Origin of the sequence: Actinomycetospora callitridis (genome assembly GCF_028737265.1) — a bacterium.
GTDB lineage: Bacteria > Actinomycetota > Actinomycetes > Mycobacteriales > Pseudonocardiaceae > Actinomycetospora > Actinomycetospora callitridis.
In genome coordinates this window covers 163,801-179,915 of record NZ_JAQZAK010000004.1, presented here as the reverse complement: position 1 = coordinate 179,915, position 16,115 = coordinate 163,801, and the positions used below count along the sequence as shown (strand labels likewise).

Here is a 16,115-nt window from a genome sequence, read left to right as displayed (position 1 = left end):
TTCACCGACCTCCGAAATTGCAGGAGAGGAGATGACCGTGCATGATGTCGGCACGCGCCCCGCGACGGGTAAGAATGCGTCCGGCCCGGCCGGAGATTCTGCTGCTGATTCGCTCGCGCGACTGGTGGTGAACGGCCTCGTCGACTATTATGGGTGATGTCGGAGCGTGCGCTGCTGTCGCAGTTGCGCTGCCTATCGAGAGCTCCGCGCCCCGCCGGCGATGACAATCGGTCGGCGGAGAGCAGTCCGTTCTCGGGCGAGAATTCCGAGCCTTTCCTGTCGAGCAATCGGGAATGGCTGACCGCTGAGACGCCTCGAACGAGGAACACGTCGAAGACAGATCAGGAGATGCCAGTGAAGCTGCAGGTAGCCATGGATGTCCCGAGCCTCGCCGACGCGCTGACGCTGGCGCGCCAGGTCGCCGACTACGTCGACATCCTCGAGCTGGGAACGCCGTTGATCAAGAACGCCGGCCTCGCTGCGGTCGCCGCGATCAAGGCTGCGCACCCGGACAAGCTCGTGTTCGCGGACCTGAAGACCGCCGACGCCGGCGAGCTGGAGGCCGACCTCGCCTTCGCGCAGGGCGCGGACCTCGTGACGGTCATGGGCGCGCTCGACGACGACACCATCAAGGGTGCCGTAGATGCCGGCCACAACGCCGGTAAGAAGGTCGTCGCCGACATGATCGGCGTGGTGAACAACCGGGTCCAGCGAATCCAGGAGGTCTCCAAGCTGGGCGTGGACTTCGTCGAGATCCACGCGGGGCTCGACGAGCAGGCCCGTCCCGGATACTCGATCGAGACCCTGCTCGCCGACGGCCGCGCGGCCGGCGTCCCGTTCTCCATCGCGGGCGGCGTCTCCGTCGACACCATCGCCTCGGTCAAGGAAGCCGGCGCGGACGTGGCGGTGGCCGGCGGGTCGATCTACAACTCCGACGACCCCGCGGCCGCCGCGAAGGCGCTCCGGGACGCGGCGGGCCTCCCGCCGGCGTAGTCGGACTAGGCCGCCTCCGCCGGGTGATCGAGTAGTCCCCTCCCGGCGGTCTCGGACAACCGAATCGCCGCGGGCTCCCATCCCGGCGCTAAGATCGCCGGGATGGGACCGGACCTCCGGCGCCCTGCAGGTCCCAGGACCTGCAGGGCGCCGGGTTCGTGCCCAGCGAAGACGATGTTCGTCGGGCGAGAACGGGAGTTTCCGCGTCTTCGACGGAGAAGACGACGGAACGCACGGAGGTCGGGGCCATTCATGGGAACTGTGCGGGTGGTTCTCGTCGAGAACCACGAGATGGTTCGTGTAGGCCTGAAAAAAATGCTGGCGGAGTACCCGGGAATCCGAGTGGTCGGGGAGGCCGAAGACGCCCCCGAGGCGTTGAAGGTCGCCGAGAGCCTCGCTCCGGATGTGGTGCTCAGCGAAGTGCGCCTGGGAAGCACGAGCGGGCTGGAGCTCTGCCAGGATCTCCTCACATGGTGCGCCGACTCGCGCGTCATCATGCTCACCGTCTACGACGACGAGCAGTACCTGGCACAGGCCCTGCAAGCGGGGGCGCGGGGCTACCTCCTCAAGCACATCTCCGGCGAGGAGCTCGTCGCGGCGATCCACCGGGTCCACGCGGGCGAGCTCGTCGTCACCTCGACCGCGGGCGGACATGCGGCCTCGATGGTGACCCGCATCGAATCGGGGGAGTACTGGCCCGGCGGACGTTTCGGGCTGACCCTGCGTGAGAGCGAAGTGCTCGCGCTGATCGTGATCGGGATGAACAACCAGGCGATCGCGGGACGCCTGATCGTCGGCGAGGAGACCGTGAGGACCCACGTCCGGGCGATCTACCGCAAGCTCGAGGTCAACGACCGGACCTCCGCGCTCGCCACGGCCCTGCGCGAGGGGCTGTTCCAGTAGGAGCTCCTTCCGTTGCTCGGACGTGAGCCCGAGGGCCTGGCGGCGCACCTGCCGATCGGGTCACCCGAGCACTGCGCGCGCGTGCTGTCCGACTACGCGGCGGCCGGTGTCGACACCATGCTTCTCTGGCCCCTGCGCGATCCGCTCCAGCAGCTCGACCTCGTGGCCGACCGTGTCCGGCCTCTCATCGTCCGCTGACCCCTCCGGCCATGCGCCACACGATCGGGTGATCACGGGGGTCGGGTCGGCGCCCGAATGCCTACGCTCCTGCTCCCGAGAGTGCGCCGTCAGGGTGACGACCGGGGACTCCGCAGGGGAGACCACGCGACATGACGATCTCCGAAGCCGGTGCGCAGCGGGACGGCGCGCGTCCCGGCGTGCTGACACGGCACCCGCTGGTGTCCTTCTTCGTCCTCGCGTACGCGGGCGCGTGGGTGGTGGAGCTGCCGGTCGTGCTCTCCCGCACCGGCACCGGGCTCCTGCCGTACACCCTGCCTCCGGTCGTGGTGATCCTGATGATCGCGGCGGCGACGTTCACAGGACCGACGCTGTCGGCGTTCGTCATGGTCCGGGTGACCGAGGGCAGGGAGGGCCCGAAGCGCCTGCTGCGCCGGTACGTGCAATGGCGCGTGAAGCTCCGGTGGTACCTGTTCGTCCTGCTCGTCATCCCCGCCAGCGTGGTCCTCGGCGCGATCGTCCTGCCCGGGGTCCTGGCGTCGTACCAGCCGGTGACGCTCGGGATGGTGATCGGGTACCCGGTGGCCTTCGTCGCCACGTTCGTGCTCGGTGGGCCGTTGGGCGAGGAGCCCGGCTGGCGCGGTTTCGCGCTGCCTCGCCTGCAGGCGGCGTACGGGCCCCTGGTCGGCAGCATCGTCCTGGGCGTGTTGTGGGCCTCGTGGCACCTGCCCCTGTTTTGGAGCGGGGTGTGGACACCCCCCACCGTGGCGAACATGGTCATGTTCCTCGCGATGACCACCCTGCTGACCCTCGTCATGACGTGGGTGTTCAACAACGTCGGGGGCAGCCTGTTGTTGACGATGCTCATGCACGCGTCCTTCAACACCTTCGCGAACAAGATCGTGGCGCCGACCTTCCCCGCCCCGTTGCTGACGGAGTACGGCCTGCTGCCGGTGCTGGTCGGGTTCGCCGTCGTGGCGGTGGTGGTCGTCGCGGCCACGCGGGGTCGACTCGGCTACCGGGACGGGGGGCAGCCGCAGGAGTCGGCTCCGGCCGCATTGCGGACCTAGCGCGCACCGAGGATCCCGGCGGAGGTCCGCGCCCTTGCGCGCCCGGACATGCAGCCGAAGGACAGCTCGCCGTCCGGCGGTCACCGACTACGCGGCCGGGAGCGGGGGAGGACCCTCGCCGCGCCACGCCCACCGCAGCGTGGCCCGGACACCGTCGCACCAGCCGGGGCGGGCGGCGAGGTCCGGCAGGAACTCCTCCGCCCGCTGCGCGGCCTGCCACTCGGCCTCGATCAGGTCCGCGCGGGCCGGCCAGCCGCGCAACCTCACCGGTGATCGTGCCTGACCTCCGCAGAGCGCGGTCCGCATCGGCAGCGCCGCCATCCACCGACAGGTGTGGGCCACCGCCTCGAGGTAGCCGTCCGCTGGCTCGTGATCACCGAGCTCGACCCGGCGCAGCGCCTCCCGCCACTGGGTCACGAACACGTCCCGCGGCACGCGGACGTTGCCCGTCGGGATGCGGGCCGCGTCGGAGTCCGTCGGGTGCACGACCTCAGGGTGACACCTCCGCGCGCCCAGGGTCTCGCCGATCGCCGAGCGCAGGCCGCCGACCTCGCCGGAGACACCATCGATCGCGGGACATCACCGGTGGTCAGCGACTACGAGGCGGACACGGCCTTTGACTGCTCGACGGCGAGCTTGTCGACGAGGTCGTTCATCTCGTCGCCCGAGTGGCCCTTCGTCCATCGGAAGGAGACGTCGCCGCGCTCGTTGACGAGCGTGATGAGCGGTTCCCACAGGTCCCGGCTCACCACGGGCTTCTTGGCGCTGGTGGTCCAGCCGCGCGCGATCCAGCCCTTCCACCAGCCGTCGCGGAAGCAGTTCACGACGTAGGTCGAGTCGCTCACGACGACGAGCGGGCCCTCCAGCGCGCGCACGGCCTCGAGCGCCGCCCTGATCTCCATCCGCTGGTTCGTGGTGCCGAGCTCGCCACCGCTGGCCTGACGGCCGTCGCGGGTGGCCCACGCCCAGCCGCCGGGGCCGGGGTTGCCGGAGCACGCCCCGTCGGTCCACACCTCGAGCGCACCCTCGGCGGCCGGCATGTCCGGCCGCGCGGGCTTCGTGGGTTTCGACGCAGCCTTCGACGCCCCGGCCTTGGTGGCACCGGCCTTCGCCGGCGTGGCCTCGGCGCAGACCGCGTGGGCCCAGCGCTCGCCCGAGCGCGCGATCTCCTCGCCGGGGCTCACGGGCGAGCCGCAGACGCCGCAGGTGGTCGCGTACTTCGCGGTCATCGGCACGGCGACCACCTTAGGCGGGGACCGACAGCGCCTCCGTCAGCATGGCCACGAGTGCGGCGTGCTGCGCGTCGGTCGACGATCCGACCTCCTCGTCGCTGCCGTCGAGGGCCACGGCCGCGAGGCCGGCCTTGTCGTCGATCAGCGCCGCGATCCGGGCGTCGATCGTCTGCGCGGCGAGGATGCGCCAGGCGGTGACCGGCTGCGACTGACCGATGCGGTGGCTCCGGTCGATCGCCTGGGTCTGCTCCGCGGCGGTCCACGGCAGCTCGGCGAGCACGACGTTGGAGGCGACCTGGAGGTTGATGCCGACGCCGGCCGCGGTGAGCGAGCAGACCACGACGCCGACCTCCGGGTCCTCGACGAAGGCGTCGATGTTGCGCTGCCGCACGCTCGGGGTCTGGTCGCCGCGGATCGACGCGTACCGGACGCCCTGCTTGGCGAACGTCTCCTCGGCGGCGTCCATGACGTCGACGTGCTTGGCGAAGAACACCACCTTGCCGGCGCTGCGCGCGAGCTGGGCGGCGTAGTCGGCGGCGAGGGCGGCCTTCGCCTGCCCGATGCGCCGCATCATGCTGAAGACGTTGTCGCCGGACGACGAGCCGGCCGCGTCCTTCTGCTCCCACGTGGCGACGCGGCGCACGAGGTCGTGGTCGATCTCGTCGGTGGCCGCGGCACCGCGCGCCGCGAGGGCGTCGGTGTAGCGCTTCACCATGCGGGCGGCGAGGTCGCGCTCGGCGGCGCGGATCGACCGGCCGGTCGGCCCGTCCAGCTCGACGGGCAGGTCGGCGATGCGGCGCGGCGGGATGTCGGCGGCGACGTCGACCTTGCGGCGACGAACGATGCCGAGGTCCACGACGCTCTCGCGCGCCGAGGCGGAGAACCCGGGATCCGCGGGCGTCAGACCGGTGGCGGTCAGGGCGTCCATCAGGTCGGCGAGCGGCTTCTTCTCGTCGATCCAGCCGAGGAACTCCCAGATGGCGAGGAAGTCCTCGATGTCGTTGATCAGCGGCGTGCCGGTGAGGGCCATCAGCAGCGGGCGCGCGGTGAACCCCCGGATGCGCTCGGAGAGCCCGAGCACGTGCTGCGAGCGCTGCGAGGTCTTGTTCTTGATGAAGTGCGCCTCGTCGACGACCATCCCGCGGAACCCGAACTCGCGCAGCCAGCCGACGTGCCGGTCGAGCACCTCGTAGTTGACCACCACGATGTCGGCGAAGCCGTCGACGGAGTCGCCGTTGCCCTGGATCACGGTGGCCTTGCGGCGGGGGGACCACAGGCCGGCCTCGCGCACCCAGTTCGTCTTGACGACGTTCGGCACGACGACGAGCAGGGGATAGGCCTTGGCCGCCTCGGCGGCGAGCAGCGCCTCGGCCGTCTTGCCCAGCCCGGGCTCGTCGGCGAGCAGGAAGGTGCGGTGACCCTCCGCGGCCGCGGCGACCAGCCGGGCCTGGTGCGGCATGAGCTCACGGCCGCCGGGCGCCTTGCGGGAGCCGGGCTCGGGGAGGGGCATGCAGACCGAGGTGCCGTCGCCGGCGCGCTCGAAGGAGCGCAGCAGCGGGTCGAGCAGCTCCCAGCCGCTCAGGGGCGTGGGCCGGGGAGCGGCCGGTCGCGCGGCCGAGAAGTCGGGGGCGAGAAAGGGGTTCGCCATCTGCCGCGAGACCACGGACTGCGGCACCACGGCGGGCTTGGTCGGCGCGGCGGCCGGCTCCTCGACGGGCTCCGGGGCCTCCTCGGCCTCGGCCTCGATGCCGGCCTTGCGCAACATGTCGCGCTTGAGCGACCGCGCGTCGTCGGTGACGACGGCGTCCTCGGAGAGCAGAGCCAGGAGCGCCGGGTGGCGGACGGCAGTCTTCGCCAGGGTGGTCGCGATGTCGTCGAGACGCTTGAGCTTCTCGGTGCGCCGAGAGTCCCCGATGGTCTCGTCCGCGCGGACGCGGGCGCGCTCCTCGCGCAGCACCAGGGCGACGGCCTGGAACTTCGTGCGGGTGGACGTCGTGACCCGGCCGCCGCGCAGGGCGGCCCGGACGTCCTCGACGGCGTGGGCGAGCACGGACATGACGTCCTCGCGCCTGCGTCCTCGCCGCCGCTGCCCGGGGGCGCCGTTGCGCCCGCCGGACTGGGGTTGGCCTCGTCGAGCCATGTACCTCCTCCGGAACGCCCGGCAGGGGACTGCCGGGCATCGTGCTGCGGGTGATGGGCCGCTGGGAGAACCGGAGTGGTCCTCCCGGACGAACGAAACCAAGAGCCGGGGCCCGGGATTCCGAACGGCCCGCGTCACCACGTCGAGGGTGACGGCATCCACCGCACTGGCCGGCCCCGCCGGACGATCAGTGCACGGCGCGCCGGGTTCGCTGTCAAGCATACCGCCTGGCGACGGAAGGGCGAGGCAGCGCACCCGATCGGCCTGTCGCGGCCCCCCACGAGTGCTCCGGGGGGAGGAGGACGGGCGAGCTCCGGAGCAGCCCGCCGCTCTGGTGCCGGTCGGCCTCGAGCGTCAGGGTGACGAGGCGGTTCGACTGCCAGTCGTCCGGCACCTCCCGCGTCGGCGCCTTCGGAGAGGGCGGAGCGCACGTGATGCTCGTGAGAATCGATGAACGCGCAACGTCAGGTAGCTGTTCGACCTTCTTGCGCTTCTGCGGTGCGACGACGGACGCCTAGCGAATTCGGTATGGGCCGATCGAGTGGAGCAGACTGACTCCGGGCCGCCTCGATGTGCTTGTCTTGGGCTCGCGGTCCACATGCGCTCCGGCGCGGGGCGGGCAGGGGGACATCGCATGACGGGAACGTCGGCTCATCCAACGGTCTACACATCGCGCCGTGAGCAGATCATTCCCGATTACCCCGGCGGGCCCGTGACCTTCGATCTGGGTTCCGTGCCGGCGGGGGACTACTCCCTGCACATCGTCGTGTCCTGCGAGGTCGCCTCCGGGGTGTCGCCCCCCGAGGTTCGCAACCTGTCCTGTGCTCTCGCCACGGTGCCGGCTTCGCCGCTCGCGTTCACGCAGCAGACGACATTCCCGTCCTTCACGGCGAACGGGAACGCCTTCACACAGATGCCGATCGTGGCCACACTGTCGGCGCCTGCCGGGCTCGCGCTCCGGTTGACGTGCGACATCCTCCCCACGGCCAACACTCCGGACGTACGCCTGACCACGAGGCTCGTGGCGATCGAGGCGGGCCAGGTCACCCAGTTGTGATCTCGGGCCGGCGGCGAGGGACCGTCACCGCGCCATGCCCACCGCAGCGTTGCGACGACCTCGGCGCGCTCACTCGCCCGGCGCCTGACCCGCCGCGCGCTGCTCCTTGCCCTTCCGGTTCTGGGTGGCTCCCGCGCGGTACGCCACGAACACGGCGATCGCGATGGTGATCCAGAGGGCGTAGCGGTCGACGGCGAGCACGACGTCGACGGCGTACTGGCCCAGCCCGTACCCCAGCCCCGCCACCAGGCCGGCGACGAGGGCGGCGCCGACGGCGTTGGCGAGCAGGAACGTGAGCAGCCGCATCCCGGCCAGGCCGGCGAGCAGGTGCACGAGCAGGGACGGGACGCCCGGCAGGGCCGCCGCGACCACGAGCAGCGGCATGATCCAGGTGGGCCAGGACCGGACGCGCGTGACGAAGCGCTGCGCCCGCTCGCTGGGCACGAAGAAGCGGACCCCCTTCGCCCCCCAGCGCCGGCCCGCCCACCAGAACAGCCAGTCGAACTTGATCATCCCGATGACGCCAGCGCCGATCACCAGCCAGAGCGCGGTGTCGCCCACCCGGGCGAAGGCCGCGCCGGCGCCGATGGCCGAGAGGCTGCCGGTGGCGAGGCTGAGCAGCACCGGGTGCGAGGCGAGCAGGAACGGCCGGAACGGGAGCGAGGCGAGCCCGAAGACGATGACCGCGACCGTGGCCCCGATCAGCACCTTGTCGGCGCGGGCCATCGGGCTGTCCCACGGGCGCATGTCGCGCCACTGCTGCTTGGCGGCCTCGATCTCCTCGGGGCTGTGCTCCCGGTCGCCCCAGCGCCGGCGCGCGGGGGCCGACGTCGCGGTGCTCCCGGCGGTGCCCGCGCCGGCGTCGTCGGGGGTGCCCTCGGCGGCACGCTCGGTGGTCGCCCCGTCGGAGCCCGTTCCGTCCGCGGCCGACATCGGCGCGCTCCTCCCGTTCCGGGCGTGCGTCCCCGGGCGGGCCGGGAGGGACGTGCACGCTGGCGATCTCCACTATGCCGACGGCGCGTCGCCCCGGTCCACCGGGGACCCGGTCAGACGGGCAGGACCCGGCGGAAGGCCGGGACGGCGGCCGCCGCGCACACGACGTGCATGACCATGAGCCCGACGACCAGGAGCACGGACAGCCCGTACTGGAGCAGCAGCAGGTCCGGGATGAAGCTCAGGACGACGACCAGGGGCACCAGCCAGCGCAGCACCGCGGCCGGCCGGGGCGCGACGCGGCGGACGAGCGCCCAGCCCGCGGCCCCGATCAGCACCCCGATCACGCTGTAGGCGATGGCGGTCGTGGGGTTGTAGCCGCTGCCCTCGATCACGCCGATCAGGAGCCCGAGGAGCGTGTTGACGACCGCGGCGACGAGGGCCGCGAGCACGATCGCCAGCGCGACGCGTGCCGGCGGCGCGGCGGGCGGCACGGTCTGCCGCACGGAACTGGTCACGAAGCACCCTCCCGGAGCGGTCGGTCCGTCCGACTCCGTGTCAGGGTAGCCTTAGCTCGCCAGCGAAGCGATCATGGTCAGCCCGGGACGGCGGTCGACTGCTCGAGGGCGGCCGGGTCGAGGCCGTCCCGCAGGCGCCGCAGCAACGTCCCGAACTGCTCGGCGTCGGCGCCGAGCAGCTCCCGGAACTGGGCGCGGACCTCGGCGGTGGCCTCGTCCCACTCGGCGAGAGCCCGTCGTCCGCGCTCCGAGACGACGATGAGCACCCGGCGTCGGTCCTCGTGGTCCTGCCGCCGCAGGATGAGGTTCGCCGCGACCATGCGGTCCACGAGCTTGCTGAGCTTGGGCGCGAGGAGCATCGCGTGGTCGGCCACGACGTTCATCGGGCTGCCGCCGCGGTCGGCGAGCAGACGCAGGATCCGCCACTGGTCGAGGCTGGAGTCGCAGCTCCGCAGGGCCTCCTCCAGCCGCCCCGAGAGGGTCCGCTCGACGAGCGAGAGGAGGCGGAGCGACTCGTCGCCGTCCGGCGAGGGTCGTTCCGCGCTGCTGGGCACCGATCGATGGTAGCGGCGACGGCATGGTGATCGGGCAGTCGCGATCGGGGAACGGAGAACTCGTACGATCGGAGCAGCCCGGGAAGGCGGCCCGCTCGCTAGCGTCGAGCAATGGTCGACTCGACGGCTTCACGCGGCAGAGCCGCGCGCGGTCGCGACGTCCTCGACATGGCCCTCGTGATCCCGCTGCAGGGGCCCGCCGGCATCTTCGGGCCGTCGTGCGAGAGCTGCGCCGCGCTCGCCGCGCAGGAGATCAACGCCGAGGGCGGCGTCCTCGGCCGTGAGCTGAACCTGGTGCCGGTCGACGGCGGCCGCAGCCCGGCGGAGGTCGCCACCGAGGTCGACGCGCTGGTGAGCGCCGGCGCCGTCCAGGCCGTGACGGGGTGGCACATCTCGGCCGTCCGCGAGGCGGTCGCCCCCCGCATCGACGGTCGCGTCCCGTACGCCTACACGGCGCTCTACGAGGGCGGCGAGAACCGGCCGGGCGTGTTCCTCACCGGCGAGACGCCGGATCTCCAGCTCGGCCCGACCCTCGACTGGTTCTCCGGCACCGCGGGCGTCCGACGCTGGACGATCGTCGGGGACGACTACGTCTGGCCCCGCCGGACGGCCACGACGGCGGCGCGCTACCTGCGGCGGATCGGCGGGACGGTCTGCGACGAGGTGTTCGTACCGCTCGGGACGACCGACTTCTCGAGCGTCGTGCGCCGGGTCGAGGCCAGCGGGTGCGAGGCCGTGCTGATGCTGCTCATCGGCGACGACGCCGTCGCGTTCAACCGCGCCTTCAGCGCGTCGGGTCTGGACCGCGACATCCTGCGGTTCAGCTCCTTGATCGAGGAGAACGTCCTGCTCGCCTCCGGGGCGGAGTGCACGCGCGGCCTGATGACCTCCGCGGGCTACTTCGAGGACCTCGCGACGAGCTCCGGGCTGGAGTTCGCCGCGACCTACTTCCGTGAGTTCGGGGACGACGCGCCGGTGCTCAACAGCCTCGGCGAGTCCTGCTACGAGGGTGTCCGGCTGCTCACCGAGCTGACGCGGCGCGCCGGCTCGACGCACGTGCCGACGATGATGTCGGTGTCCGAGGGCCTCGCCTACGAGAGCCCGCGCGGCACGGTCGAGGTCCACGACCGGCACCTGCGGCAGCGGGTCTTCCTGGCGATCGCCGACGGCCTGACCTGGGACGTCGTCCAGCAGCTGTGACCGTCCGAACCCGGCTCGCGACGGCCCGCGACGGCCGTTGACAGTCTCGTCGGCACGCGGCTACTTTCCCAGGAAATCATTTCTCATGCGTGACATCTGCCACCTCTCGGCGGTCGGTCGCGACGAAGGGAGCCCGACGGATGCCCCTGTACGCGTACCGGTGCGGTGAGGACGGGCCTGCCGAGGTCACGGCGCCGATGGGCGCCGCGCCGGCGATGATCTCCTGCCCGACCTGCGGCGGCGAGGCCCGGCGGATGATCACCGTGCCCCGGCTCGGGCTGGCCGACCGCACGCGGGTCGCGGCGATCGACCGCGCCGAGGCCTCGCGCACCGAGCCCACCGTGGTCTCCGCCCCGCCGGCCCGGGCGTCGCGCCCGCGGCCCGCCCCTCGTCTCGATCCCCGCACCGCGGCGCTGCCGCGCCCCTGAGCCCGTCCGCTCCCCGCGACCGTCCGCTCGTCCCCACCGTCCGGCCTTCGCCGGAACGGCCCTGTCGTCCTGCCCTCGTCCGAAAGGGATTCCCATGCTGCTCACCCGAGTGAGGCCGCCCCGTGGCTAGCGTCGGCCTGCTCTTCGTCGGCGCCGTGCTCTTCATCAACGGCGTCATGCTGCTGGGGTGGATCGACGCGAAGTCGGCCGCGCCGATGAACTTCTTCGTCGGCGGACTGCAGATCATCACGCCGCTCTACCTGATCTTCACCGCGGACGGTGACGCCGACGTCATCCTCGCGGCGTCGGGCCTCTTCCTCTTCTCGTTCACCTACCTCTACGTGGCGGTGAACCTGACCTGGGACCTCGACGGCACCGGCCTCGGCTACTTCTGCCTGTTCGTCGCGATCACCGCCGTCGTGTTCTCCGCGCTGAACTTCTTCCGCTTCGCCGACCCGGCCTTCGGCGTCATCTGGCTCTACTGGGCCTTCCTCTGGTCCCTGTTCTTCGTGCTCCTGGGCCGCAAGCGCGACGGGATCGGGCGCTACACCGGCGCCGTGTGCGCCATCCAGGGCTGGGTGACCGCGTGGATCCCGGCGTTCCTGCTCCTGACCGGCGTCTACACGGAGATCGGCGTCCCGCTGGCGATCGGCCTCGCGATCTTCGGCGTCGTCGTGTTCCTCGCCCTGATCCCGTGGGCTCGTCGGCAGCCCGCGCCCGCGGCGCCCGCCGCCCCCACCGGCGACCACGCCGCCGTCGCCTGACGGTCCCGGCTCACCCAGCCCGTCCCCAGCCCCGCCCAGCAAGGAGAGTCCGATGCCGCAGAAGGTCTTCCCGCTCGACAGCACCAAGTCGTTCACCGACCAGCAGATCGTCGGCCACAACCGCTGGCACCCCGACGTCCCCGCCCGGGTGCACGTCAAGCCGGGCGACTCGTTCCGTGTGGACTGCCGCGAGTGGTTCGACGGCGCGATCCACAACGACGACTCCGCCGACGACATCCTCAACGCCCCGCTCAACAACGTGCACGTGCTCTCCGGCCCGATCTCGGTCGAGGGCGCGCAGCCCGGCGACCTGCTGATCGTGGACATCCTCGACGTCGGCCCGATCCCGCAGGAGGACTCCGGTCCGCTGGCCGGTCAGGGCTGGGGCTACACCGGGGTGTTCGCGAAGACGAACGGCGGCGGCTTCCTCACCGACCAGTTCCCGGACGCCTACAAGGTGATCTGGGACTTCCGGGGCGGCCAGGCGACGTCGCGCCACGTGCCGGGGGTGGCCTTCACCGGCATCGTGCACCCCGGCCTCATGGGCACCGCGCCCTCGCGCGACCTGCTGAACAAGTGGAACTCCCGCGAGCAGGCGCTCATCGACACGAACCCGCAGGCGGTCCCGCCGCTGGCCCTGCCGCCCCAGCCCGAGGCGGCGATCCTCGGCTCGCTCACCGGTGACGACTTCGAGCGGGCCCGCCACGAGGCGGCCCGCACCGCACCGCCGCGCGAGAACGGCGGCAACCAGGACATCAAGAACTTCACCAAGGGGAGCCGGGTCTTCTACCCGGTCTTCGTCGACGGGGCGAACCTGTCGATGGGCGACCTGCACTTCTCCCAGGGCGACGGCGAGATCACCTTCTGCGGCGCGATCGAGATGGGCGGGTTCATCGACCTGCACGTCGATCTCATCAAGGGCGGCATGGAGACCTACGGCGTCTCCGAGAACGCGATCTTCATCCCGGGCAACACCGACCCGCAGTACAGCGAGTGGATCGCCTTCTCGGGCACGTCGGTGACGCTCGACGGCGAGCAGCGCTACCTCGACTCGCACCTGTCGTACCAGCGGGCCTGCTTGCACGCGATCGACTACCTCACCAAGTTCGGCTACTCGGCGATCCAGGCGTACATGATCCTCGGGGCGGCACCGATCGAGGGCCGGCTCTCCGGCGTCGTCGACATCCCGAACTCGTGCTCGACGGTGTACATCCCGACCGGGATCTTCGACTTCGACGTCAAGCCCGGCAAGAACGGGCCGGCGCGGGTGGACCCGGGCATGGGAGTGCCGATGTCCCGCGCGTGAGTTCCGGCTCCACCCGGGCGACCACTCCGATCGCGATCCGCGGTCGGGGTGGTCGCGCGTCGAGCACACCCCTGCAGCGGGCCGGATCGAGGCCGGACACCCTCAGAACGGTGGCTCGTCGTTGTAGGTGCTGCGGGTCGGGGTGGTCGTCGTGGGACGGGCCTTGGTGGTGAGCTTCCGGTACCAGTCGGGGTCGATGTCGTCGCCGGCGTCGGGGCGGTCGTCGGCCCAGCCGTCGTCGGGCAGCGGTCGCGGGTGGGCGGCCGGCTTCGGCGCGGGGAGCGGCTCGGTGATCCGCTTGAGGTGGCTGGTGTGGGTGATGCCGGCGCGGGTGCGGATGACGAACTGTCCGGGGCGGGGTTGGCGGACCGTCCACGGGGCGTGGTGTTTGGCGCGGTGATCGTGGGTGCACCAGGCGCCGAGGTTCCACGAGGAGGTGGGCCCGCCCCGGGCGTGGGCGAGGGTGTGGTCGAGGTCGGCTTTGTGGGCGGGGCGTCGGCACCAGGGCGCGACGCAGTGCCGGTCGCGGACCCGGATCCAGCGGTCGAGCTCGGCGCCGGGACGCCGCCGGGCCTGGTCGTCAGGCCCGGCGTTGCGGTCGGGTGGCGCGCCGGGGCGGCCGAGGTCGGCGAGCCGCTGGTGCAGTTCGCGCAGGAGTGGTGCCCAGTCGGGGTGGTCGTCGGGGTCGAGGGCGGCGAGCAGCGTCGTCGGGACCTGGAGCTCGACGATCGATGCCCGGCGTCCCCGCGCCCGAGCCAGGCCCCGGGGGTCGGGAGGTCGGCGTCGGGCGAGCAGGACGTGCTGGAGTCGGCCCTGGTCGTCGGTCAGCACGACACGCCACTCGCCGCTGCGGTGTCGCAGGGCGAGCGTGCGGGCGTCGCCGGCGAGGACGGCGCCGTAGCCGGGGACGCTGCCGGGGTGCTCGTCGAGCCCGAGGGCGGTGGTCAGCCGCAGCCGCACCTCCACGCAGCCCTCCCGGATCCGGCCCGGACCGGTGTCGGGCGGGTCGAGCGGCACCGCGGGTTCGGTGGCGTCCGGGAGGTCGGGGAGGTCGAGGACGCCCTGCTCCGACGGTGAACGCGGTCCGGGCACGGTCGCGACGCGATCGTCATCCGGGCCCTCCTCGTCGGGGCCGCCATCGTCGGGGCCGCCGTCGCCGGGGCCGCCGTCGCCGGGGCCGCCGTCGCCGGGGCCGCCGTCGCCGGGGCCGTCGTCGTCCGGCCCGCTGTCGGGGCCGTCGTCGTCGCCGGTGTTGTGGGGCCCGTCGTCGGGGTCTTGCGGGGTGTTCTGGGCGTGGTACTCGGCGGCGAGCAGGAATGCGATGGTGCGGTCGTCCATCCCGGCGGTGGAGCCGTCGAGCAGCCGCAACCCGACCCGCAACCGCAGCACCCCGATCGGCGTGAGGACACCGAGGTGGCGCACGGCCGCGGCGAGCGCGTCGATGCGGGCCTGGGAGGCGATGCCGTCGGGGGCGGGCGCGTCGCAGAACGACAGGTTCGCAGTCCCGGACGGGGTCGGCGAGAGGATCACCCGCGCCCGTGCCTCGGCGCGCTGGCGGCGGCGCTGGGCCCACTGCGGGTCCAGCGCCGTCGCGACCTGCTCGATGCGCTCGATCAACGCGCCGACCGGCAGCTCCGGCGCCTCGGGCAGCACGATCCGGCACACCTCGTGGGCGTGGTCGTCGGCGAGGTCGCGGGTCTGGTCGCAGATCGTGCGGGCCTTGGGTTCGTCGAGCCACCCGCCGAACAGGGCGTCGCCGACCTCGGGGAGGCGCACGAGCAGGTCGTCGGCCAGGTCGAGCTTGCGCGAGGACATGGTGCGCGACCAGCCCAGCAGCGCCGACACCTCGTCGCCGGAGAACTCGTCGCACGACCCCAGCCGCTCGGTGCGACCCGCCTGGGCGCGCCCCAGATGGTGCAGCCCCTCGAGCAGCTCGGCGGTCGCCCGGTTCTGCAACCGCCACCGGCCCCGCACGTAGGCGGCCAGATCCTCACCCGTCAACGCGGCCGGCGACAGGCACTCCAGAGCAGCGGCCAGCTCCGCGCCGGGCGCGAGAGCGTCCAGCTCGGCCACCAGGCCGACCCGGACACCGTGGTCGATGCTCACGACCAGAACGCTAGCCCCGACCCCCGACAATGCCGGCCCCTCGAGGGACCTCCACAGCGACCGACGAGGTCACAGCACGATAACGATCCCCTGCTCGGCAGTTCGTCGTCACGCCGTCAGCTCCGGTCTCGGAGGGTTCCCGCGCACCGACGGGAGGCGGTCCAGGCGTGGGGACCTGCCCCGCCGTGCGGGTCCTCGCCCACAGAGCTGACCATCTGCCCGTACGTCCGATTCACCCGCTCGGGTCGTCCGTAGCCGGACGGCAGGTCCGGATCATCGCGGCCTGACCGCACCGCCCGCCGGCATCGTCGATGAGGTTCCACATCAGCACGTCCTCGATCCGGAACCGGCGTCCCGTCCGGGAGACGCGGACGCCGCGGTAGCCGTCGGACCAGCCCCGGCGCGCGGCCTCGGCGAGCAGCCGGTCGCGCTCGGCCTGCTCCTCGGGGCCCGCCGACTGCCGGGAGGGCCGTCCGATCAGGTCGTCCCAGGCGTACTCGAACCACCGCAGGGCGGTGAGGTTCGCGTAGACGAACCGCGGGTCCGCCCCACCGTCGTGGGCGAGGAGCCCGAACGGCGCCTGCTCGTACAGCCACCGCTCCCGCGCCTCGGCGTCCCCGTCGATCGGTACCAGCGCCCCGCCGACCATGCTCTGATGGCTCTGCTCGATGCGCAGGAAGATCTCGAGCGCGGACCGCATGGCGGCAGAGCGTAGGTCGTGTGGTCCGGAGCGA

18 protein-coding genes are annotated in these 16,115 nt (G+C 72.2%); 10 read left to right on the top strand and 8 right to left on the bottom strand.

Annotation, left to right across the window (positions count from 1 at the left end; translation table 11 throughout):
• Window positions 1-31: 31 nt before the first annotated feature.
• The 5 genes from PH191_RS15315 (at window position 32) to PH191_RS15295 (ending at window position 3,143) form a co-directional block, all read left to right on the top strand.
• Window positions 32-157, top strand: coding sequence for a hypothetical protein (locus PH191_RS15315; RefSeq protein ID WP_274195487.1), 126 nt, complete (start codon window positions 32-34; stop codon window positions 155-157).
• 197 nt (window positions 158-354) lie between these two features.
• The gene (hxlA, locus tag PH191_RS15310) at window positions 355-993 is read left to right on the top strand and encodes a 3-hexulose-6-phosphate synthase (RefSeq protein WP_274195486.1); all 639 of its coding nucleotides are present in this window, start codon (window positions 355-357) and stop codon (window positions 991-993) included.
• Between the two features lie 267 nt (window positions 994-1,260).
• On the top strand, window positions 1,261-1,896 hold the full coding sequence (locus tag PH191_RS15305; RefSeq protein ID WP_274195485.1) for a response regulator: 636 nt from the start codon (window positions 1,261-1,263) through the stop codon (window positions 1,894-1,896).
• A gap of 12 nt (window positions 1,897-1,908) precedes the next feature.
• Window positions 1,909-2,094 (top strand): hypothetical protein, encoded by a 186-nt coding sequence (locus PH191_RS15300; RefSeq protein WP_274195484.1) that lies wholly within the window; start codon window positions 1,909-1,911, stop codon window positions 2,092-2,094.
• A gap of 131 nt (window positions 2,095-2,225) precedes the next feature.
• Complete coding sequence (locus PH191_RS15295; RefSeq protein ID WP_274195483.1) at window positions 2,226-3,143, top strand: CPBP family intramembrane glutamic endopeptidase; 918 nt, start codon at window positions 2,226-2,228, stop codon at window positions 3,141-3,143.
• Window positions 3,144-3,230: 87 nt separating this feature from the next.
• Here PH191_RS15295 and PH191_RS15290 read toward each other — a convergent pair whose 3' ends face one another.
• From PH191_RS15290 to PH191_RS15280, 3 genes are all read right to left on the bottom strand, one after another.
• Window positions 3,231-3,629, bottom strand: a complete 399-nt coding sequence (locus PH191_RS15290) for a hypothetical protein (protein ID WP_274195482.1) — start codon at window positions 3,627-3,629, stop codon at window positions 3,231-3,233.
• 110 nt (window positions 3,630-3,739) lie between these two features.
• Window positions 3,740-4,372, bottom strand: a complete 633-nt coding sequence (locus PH191_RS15285; protein ID WP_274195834.1) for a ribonuclease H family protein — start codon at window positions 4,370-4,372, stop codon at window positions 3,740-3,742.
• A 16-nt stretch (window positions 4,373-4,388) separates the two neighbouring features.
• Window positions 4,389-6,431, bottom strand: a complete 2,043-nt coding sequence (locus tag PH191_RS15280; protein ID WP_274195481.1) for a DEAD/DEAH box helicase — start codon at window positions 6,429-6,431, stop codon at window positions 4,389-4,391.
• A 718-nt stretch (window positions 6,432-7,149) separates the two neighbouring features.
• Between PH191_RS15280 and PH191_RS15275 the strand changes: the two genes are divergently transcribed.
• Window positions 7,150-7,572, top strand: coding sequence for a hypothetical protein (locus PH191_RS15275; RefSeq protein WP_274195480.1), 423 nt, complete (start codon window positions 7,150-7,152; stop codon window positions 7,570-7,572).
• A gap of 69 nt (window positions 7,573-7,641) precedes the next feature.
• On the opposite strand, the gene PH191_RS15270 is transcribed toward PH191_RS15275, so the two are convergent.
• From PH191_RS15270 to PH191_RS15260, 3 genes are all read right to left on the bottom strand, one after another.
• Window positions 7,642-8,505, bottom strand: a complete 864-nt coding sequence (locus tag PH191_RS15270; protein WP_274195479.1) for a DedA family protein — start codon at window positions 8,503-8,505, stop codon at window positions 7,642-7,644.
• Window positions 8,506-8,618: 113 nt separating this feature from the next.
• Window positions 8,619-9,023, bottom strand: coding sequence for a DUF6069 family protein (locus PH191_RS15265; protein ID WP_274195478.1), 405 nt, complete (start codon window positions 9,021-9,023; stop codon window positions 8,619-8,621).
• 77 nt (window positions 9,024-9,100) lie between these two features.
• Window positions 9,101-9,577 carry a MarR family winged helix-turn-helix transcriptional regulator gene (locus PH191_RS15260; RefSeq protein WP_274195477.1) on the bottom strand — a complete coding sequence of 159 codons (477 nt, stop codon included), beginning with the start codon at window positions 9,575-9,577 and terminating at the stop codon, window positions 9,101-9,103.
• Window positions 9,578-9,745: 168 nt separating this feature from the next.
• Between PH191_RS15260 and PH191_RS15255 the strand changes: the two genes are divergently transcribed.
• From PH191_RS15255 to fmdA, 4 genes are all read left to right on the top strand, one after another.
• A complete protein-coding gene (locus PH191_RS15255; protein WP_274195476.1) occupies window positions 9,746-10,777 on the top strand; it encodes a substrate-binding domain-containing protein in 1,032 nt (343 codons plus the stop codon).
• Window positions 10,778-10,917: 140 nt separating this feature from the next.
• Window positions 10,918-11,205 (top strand): FmdB family zinc ribbon protein, encoded by a 288-nt coding sequence (locus PH191_RS15250; protein ID WP_274195475.1) that lies wholly within the window; start codon window positions 10,918-10,920, stop codon window positions 11,203-11,205.
• A gap of 122 nt (window positions 11,206-11,327) precedes the next feature.
• On the top strand, window positions 11,328-11,969 hold the full coding sequence (locus tag PH191_RS15245; RefSeq protein WP_274195474.1) for an AmiS/UreI family transporter: 642 nt from the start codon (window positions 11,328-11,330) through the stop codon (window positions 11,967-11,969).
• Window positions 11,970-12,021: 52 nt separating this feature from the next.
• Window positions 12,022-13,275 carry a formamidase gene (fmdA, locus tag PH191_RS15240; RefSeq protein ID WP_274195473.1) on the top strand — a complete coding sequence of 418 codons (1,254 nt, stop codon included), beginning with the start codon at window positions 12,022-12,024 and terminating at the stop codon, window positions 13,273-13,275.
• Between the two features lie 102 nt (window positions 13,276-13,377).
• Here fmdA and PH191_RS15235 read toward each other — a convergent pair whose 3' ends face one another.
• Window positions 13,378-15,381, bottom strand: a complete 2,004-nt coding sequence (locus PH191_RS15235) for an HNH endonuclease signature motif containing protein (RefSeq protein ID WP_274195472.1) — start codon at window positions 15,379-15,381, stop codon at window positions 13,378-13,380.
• Between the two features lie 232 nt (window positions 15,382-15,613).
• Complete coding sequence (locus PH191_RS15230; RefSeq protein WP_274195471.1) at window positions 15,614-16,081, bottom strand: MEKHLA domain-containing protein; 468 nt, start codon at window positions 16,079-16,081, stop codon at window positions 15,614-15,616.
• Between the last annotated feature and the right edge of the window lie 34 nt (window positions 16,082-16,115).

Excerpts from the sequence above, each read along its gene's own strand:
- PH191_RS15315 (WP_274195487.1), top strand. The coding sequence starts at position 32 with ATGACCGTGCATGATGTCGGCACGCGCCCCGCGACGGGTAAGAATGCG.
- PH191_RS15295 (WP_274195483.1), top strand. The coding sequence starts at position 2,226 with ATGACGATCTCCGAAGCCGGTGCGCAGCGGGACGGCGCGCGTCCCGGC.
- PH191_RS15285 (WP_274195834.1), bottom strand. The coding sequence starts at position 4,372 with ATGACCGCGAAGTACGCGACCACCTGCGGCGTCTGCGGCTCGCCCGTG.
- PH191_RS15280 (WP_274195481.1), bottom strand. The coding sequence starts at position 6,431 with ATGTCCGTGCTCGCCCACGCCGTCGAGGACGTCCGGGCCGCCCTGCGC.
- PH191_RS15275 (WP_274195480.1), top strand. The coding sequence starts at position 7,150 with ATGACGGGAACGTCGGCTCATCCAACGGTCTACACATCGCGCCGTGAG.
- PH191_RS15270 (WP_274195479.1), bottom strand. The coding sequence starts at position 8,505 with ATGTCGGCCGCGGACGGAACGGGCTCCGACGGGGCGACCACCGAGCGT.
- PH191_RS15255 (WP_274195476.1), top strand. The coding sequence starts at position 9,746 with ATGGCCCTCGTGATCCCGCTGCAGGGGCCCGCCGGCATCTTCGGGCCG.
- PH191_RS15250 (WP_274195475.1), top strand. The coding sequence starts at position 10,918 with ATGCCCCTGTACGCGTACCGGTGCGGTGAGGACGGGCCTGCCGAGGTC.
- fmdA (WP_274195473.1), top strand. The coding sequence starts at position 12,022 with ATGCCGCAGAAGGTCTTCCCGCTCGACAGCACCAAGTCGTTCACCGAC.
- PH191_RS15230 (WP_274195471.1), bottom strand. The coding sequence starts at position 16,081 with ATGCGGTCCGCGCTCGAGATCTTCCTGCGCATCGAGCAGAGCCATCAG.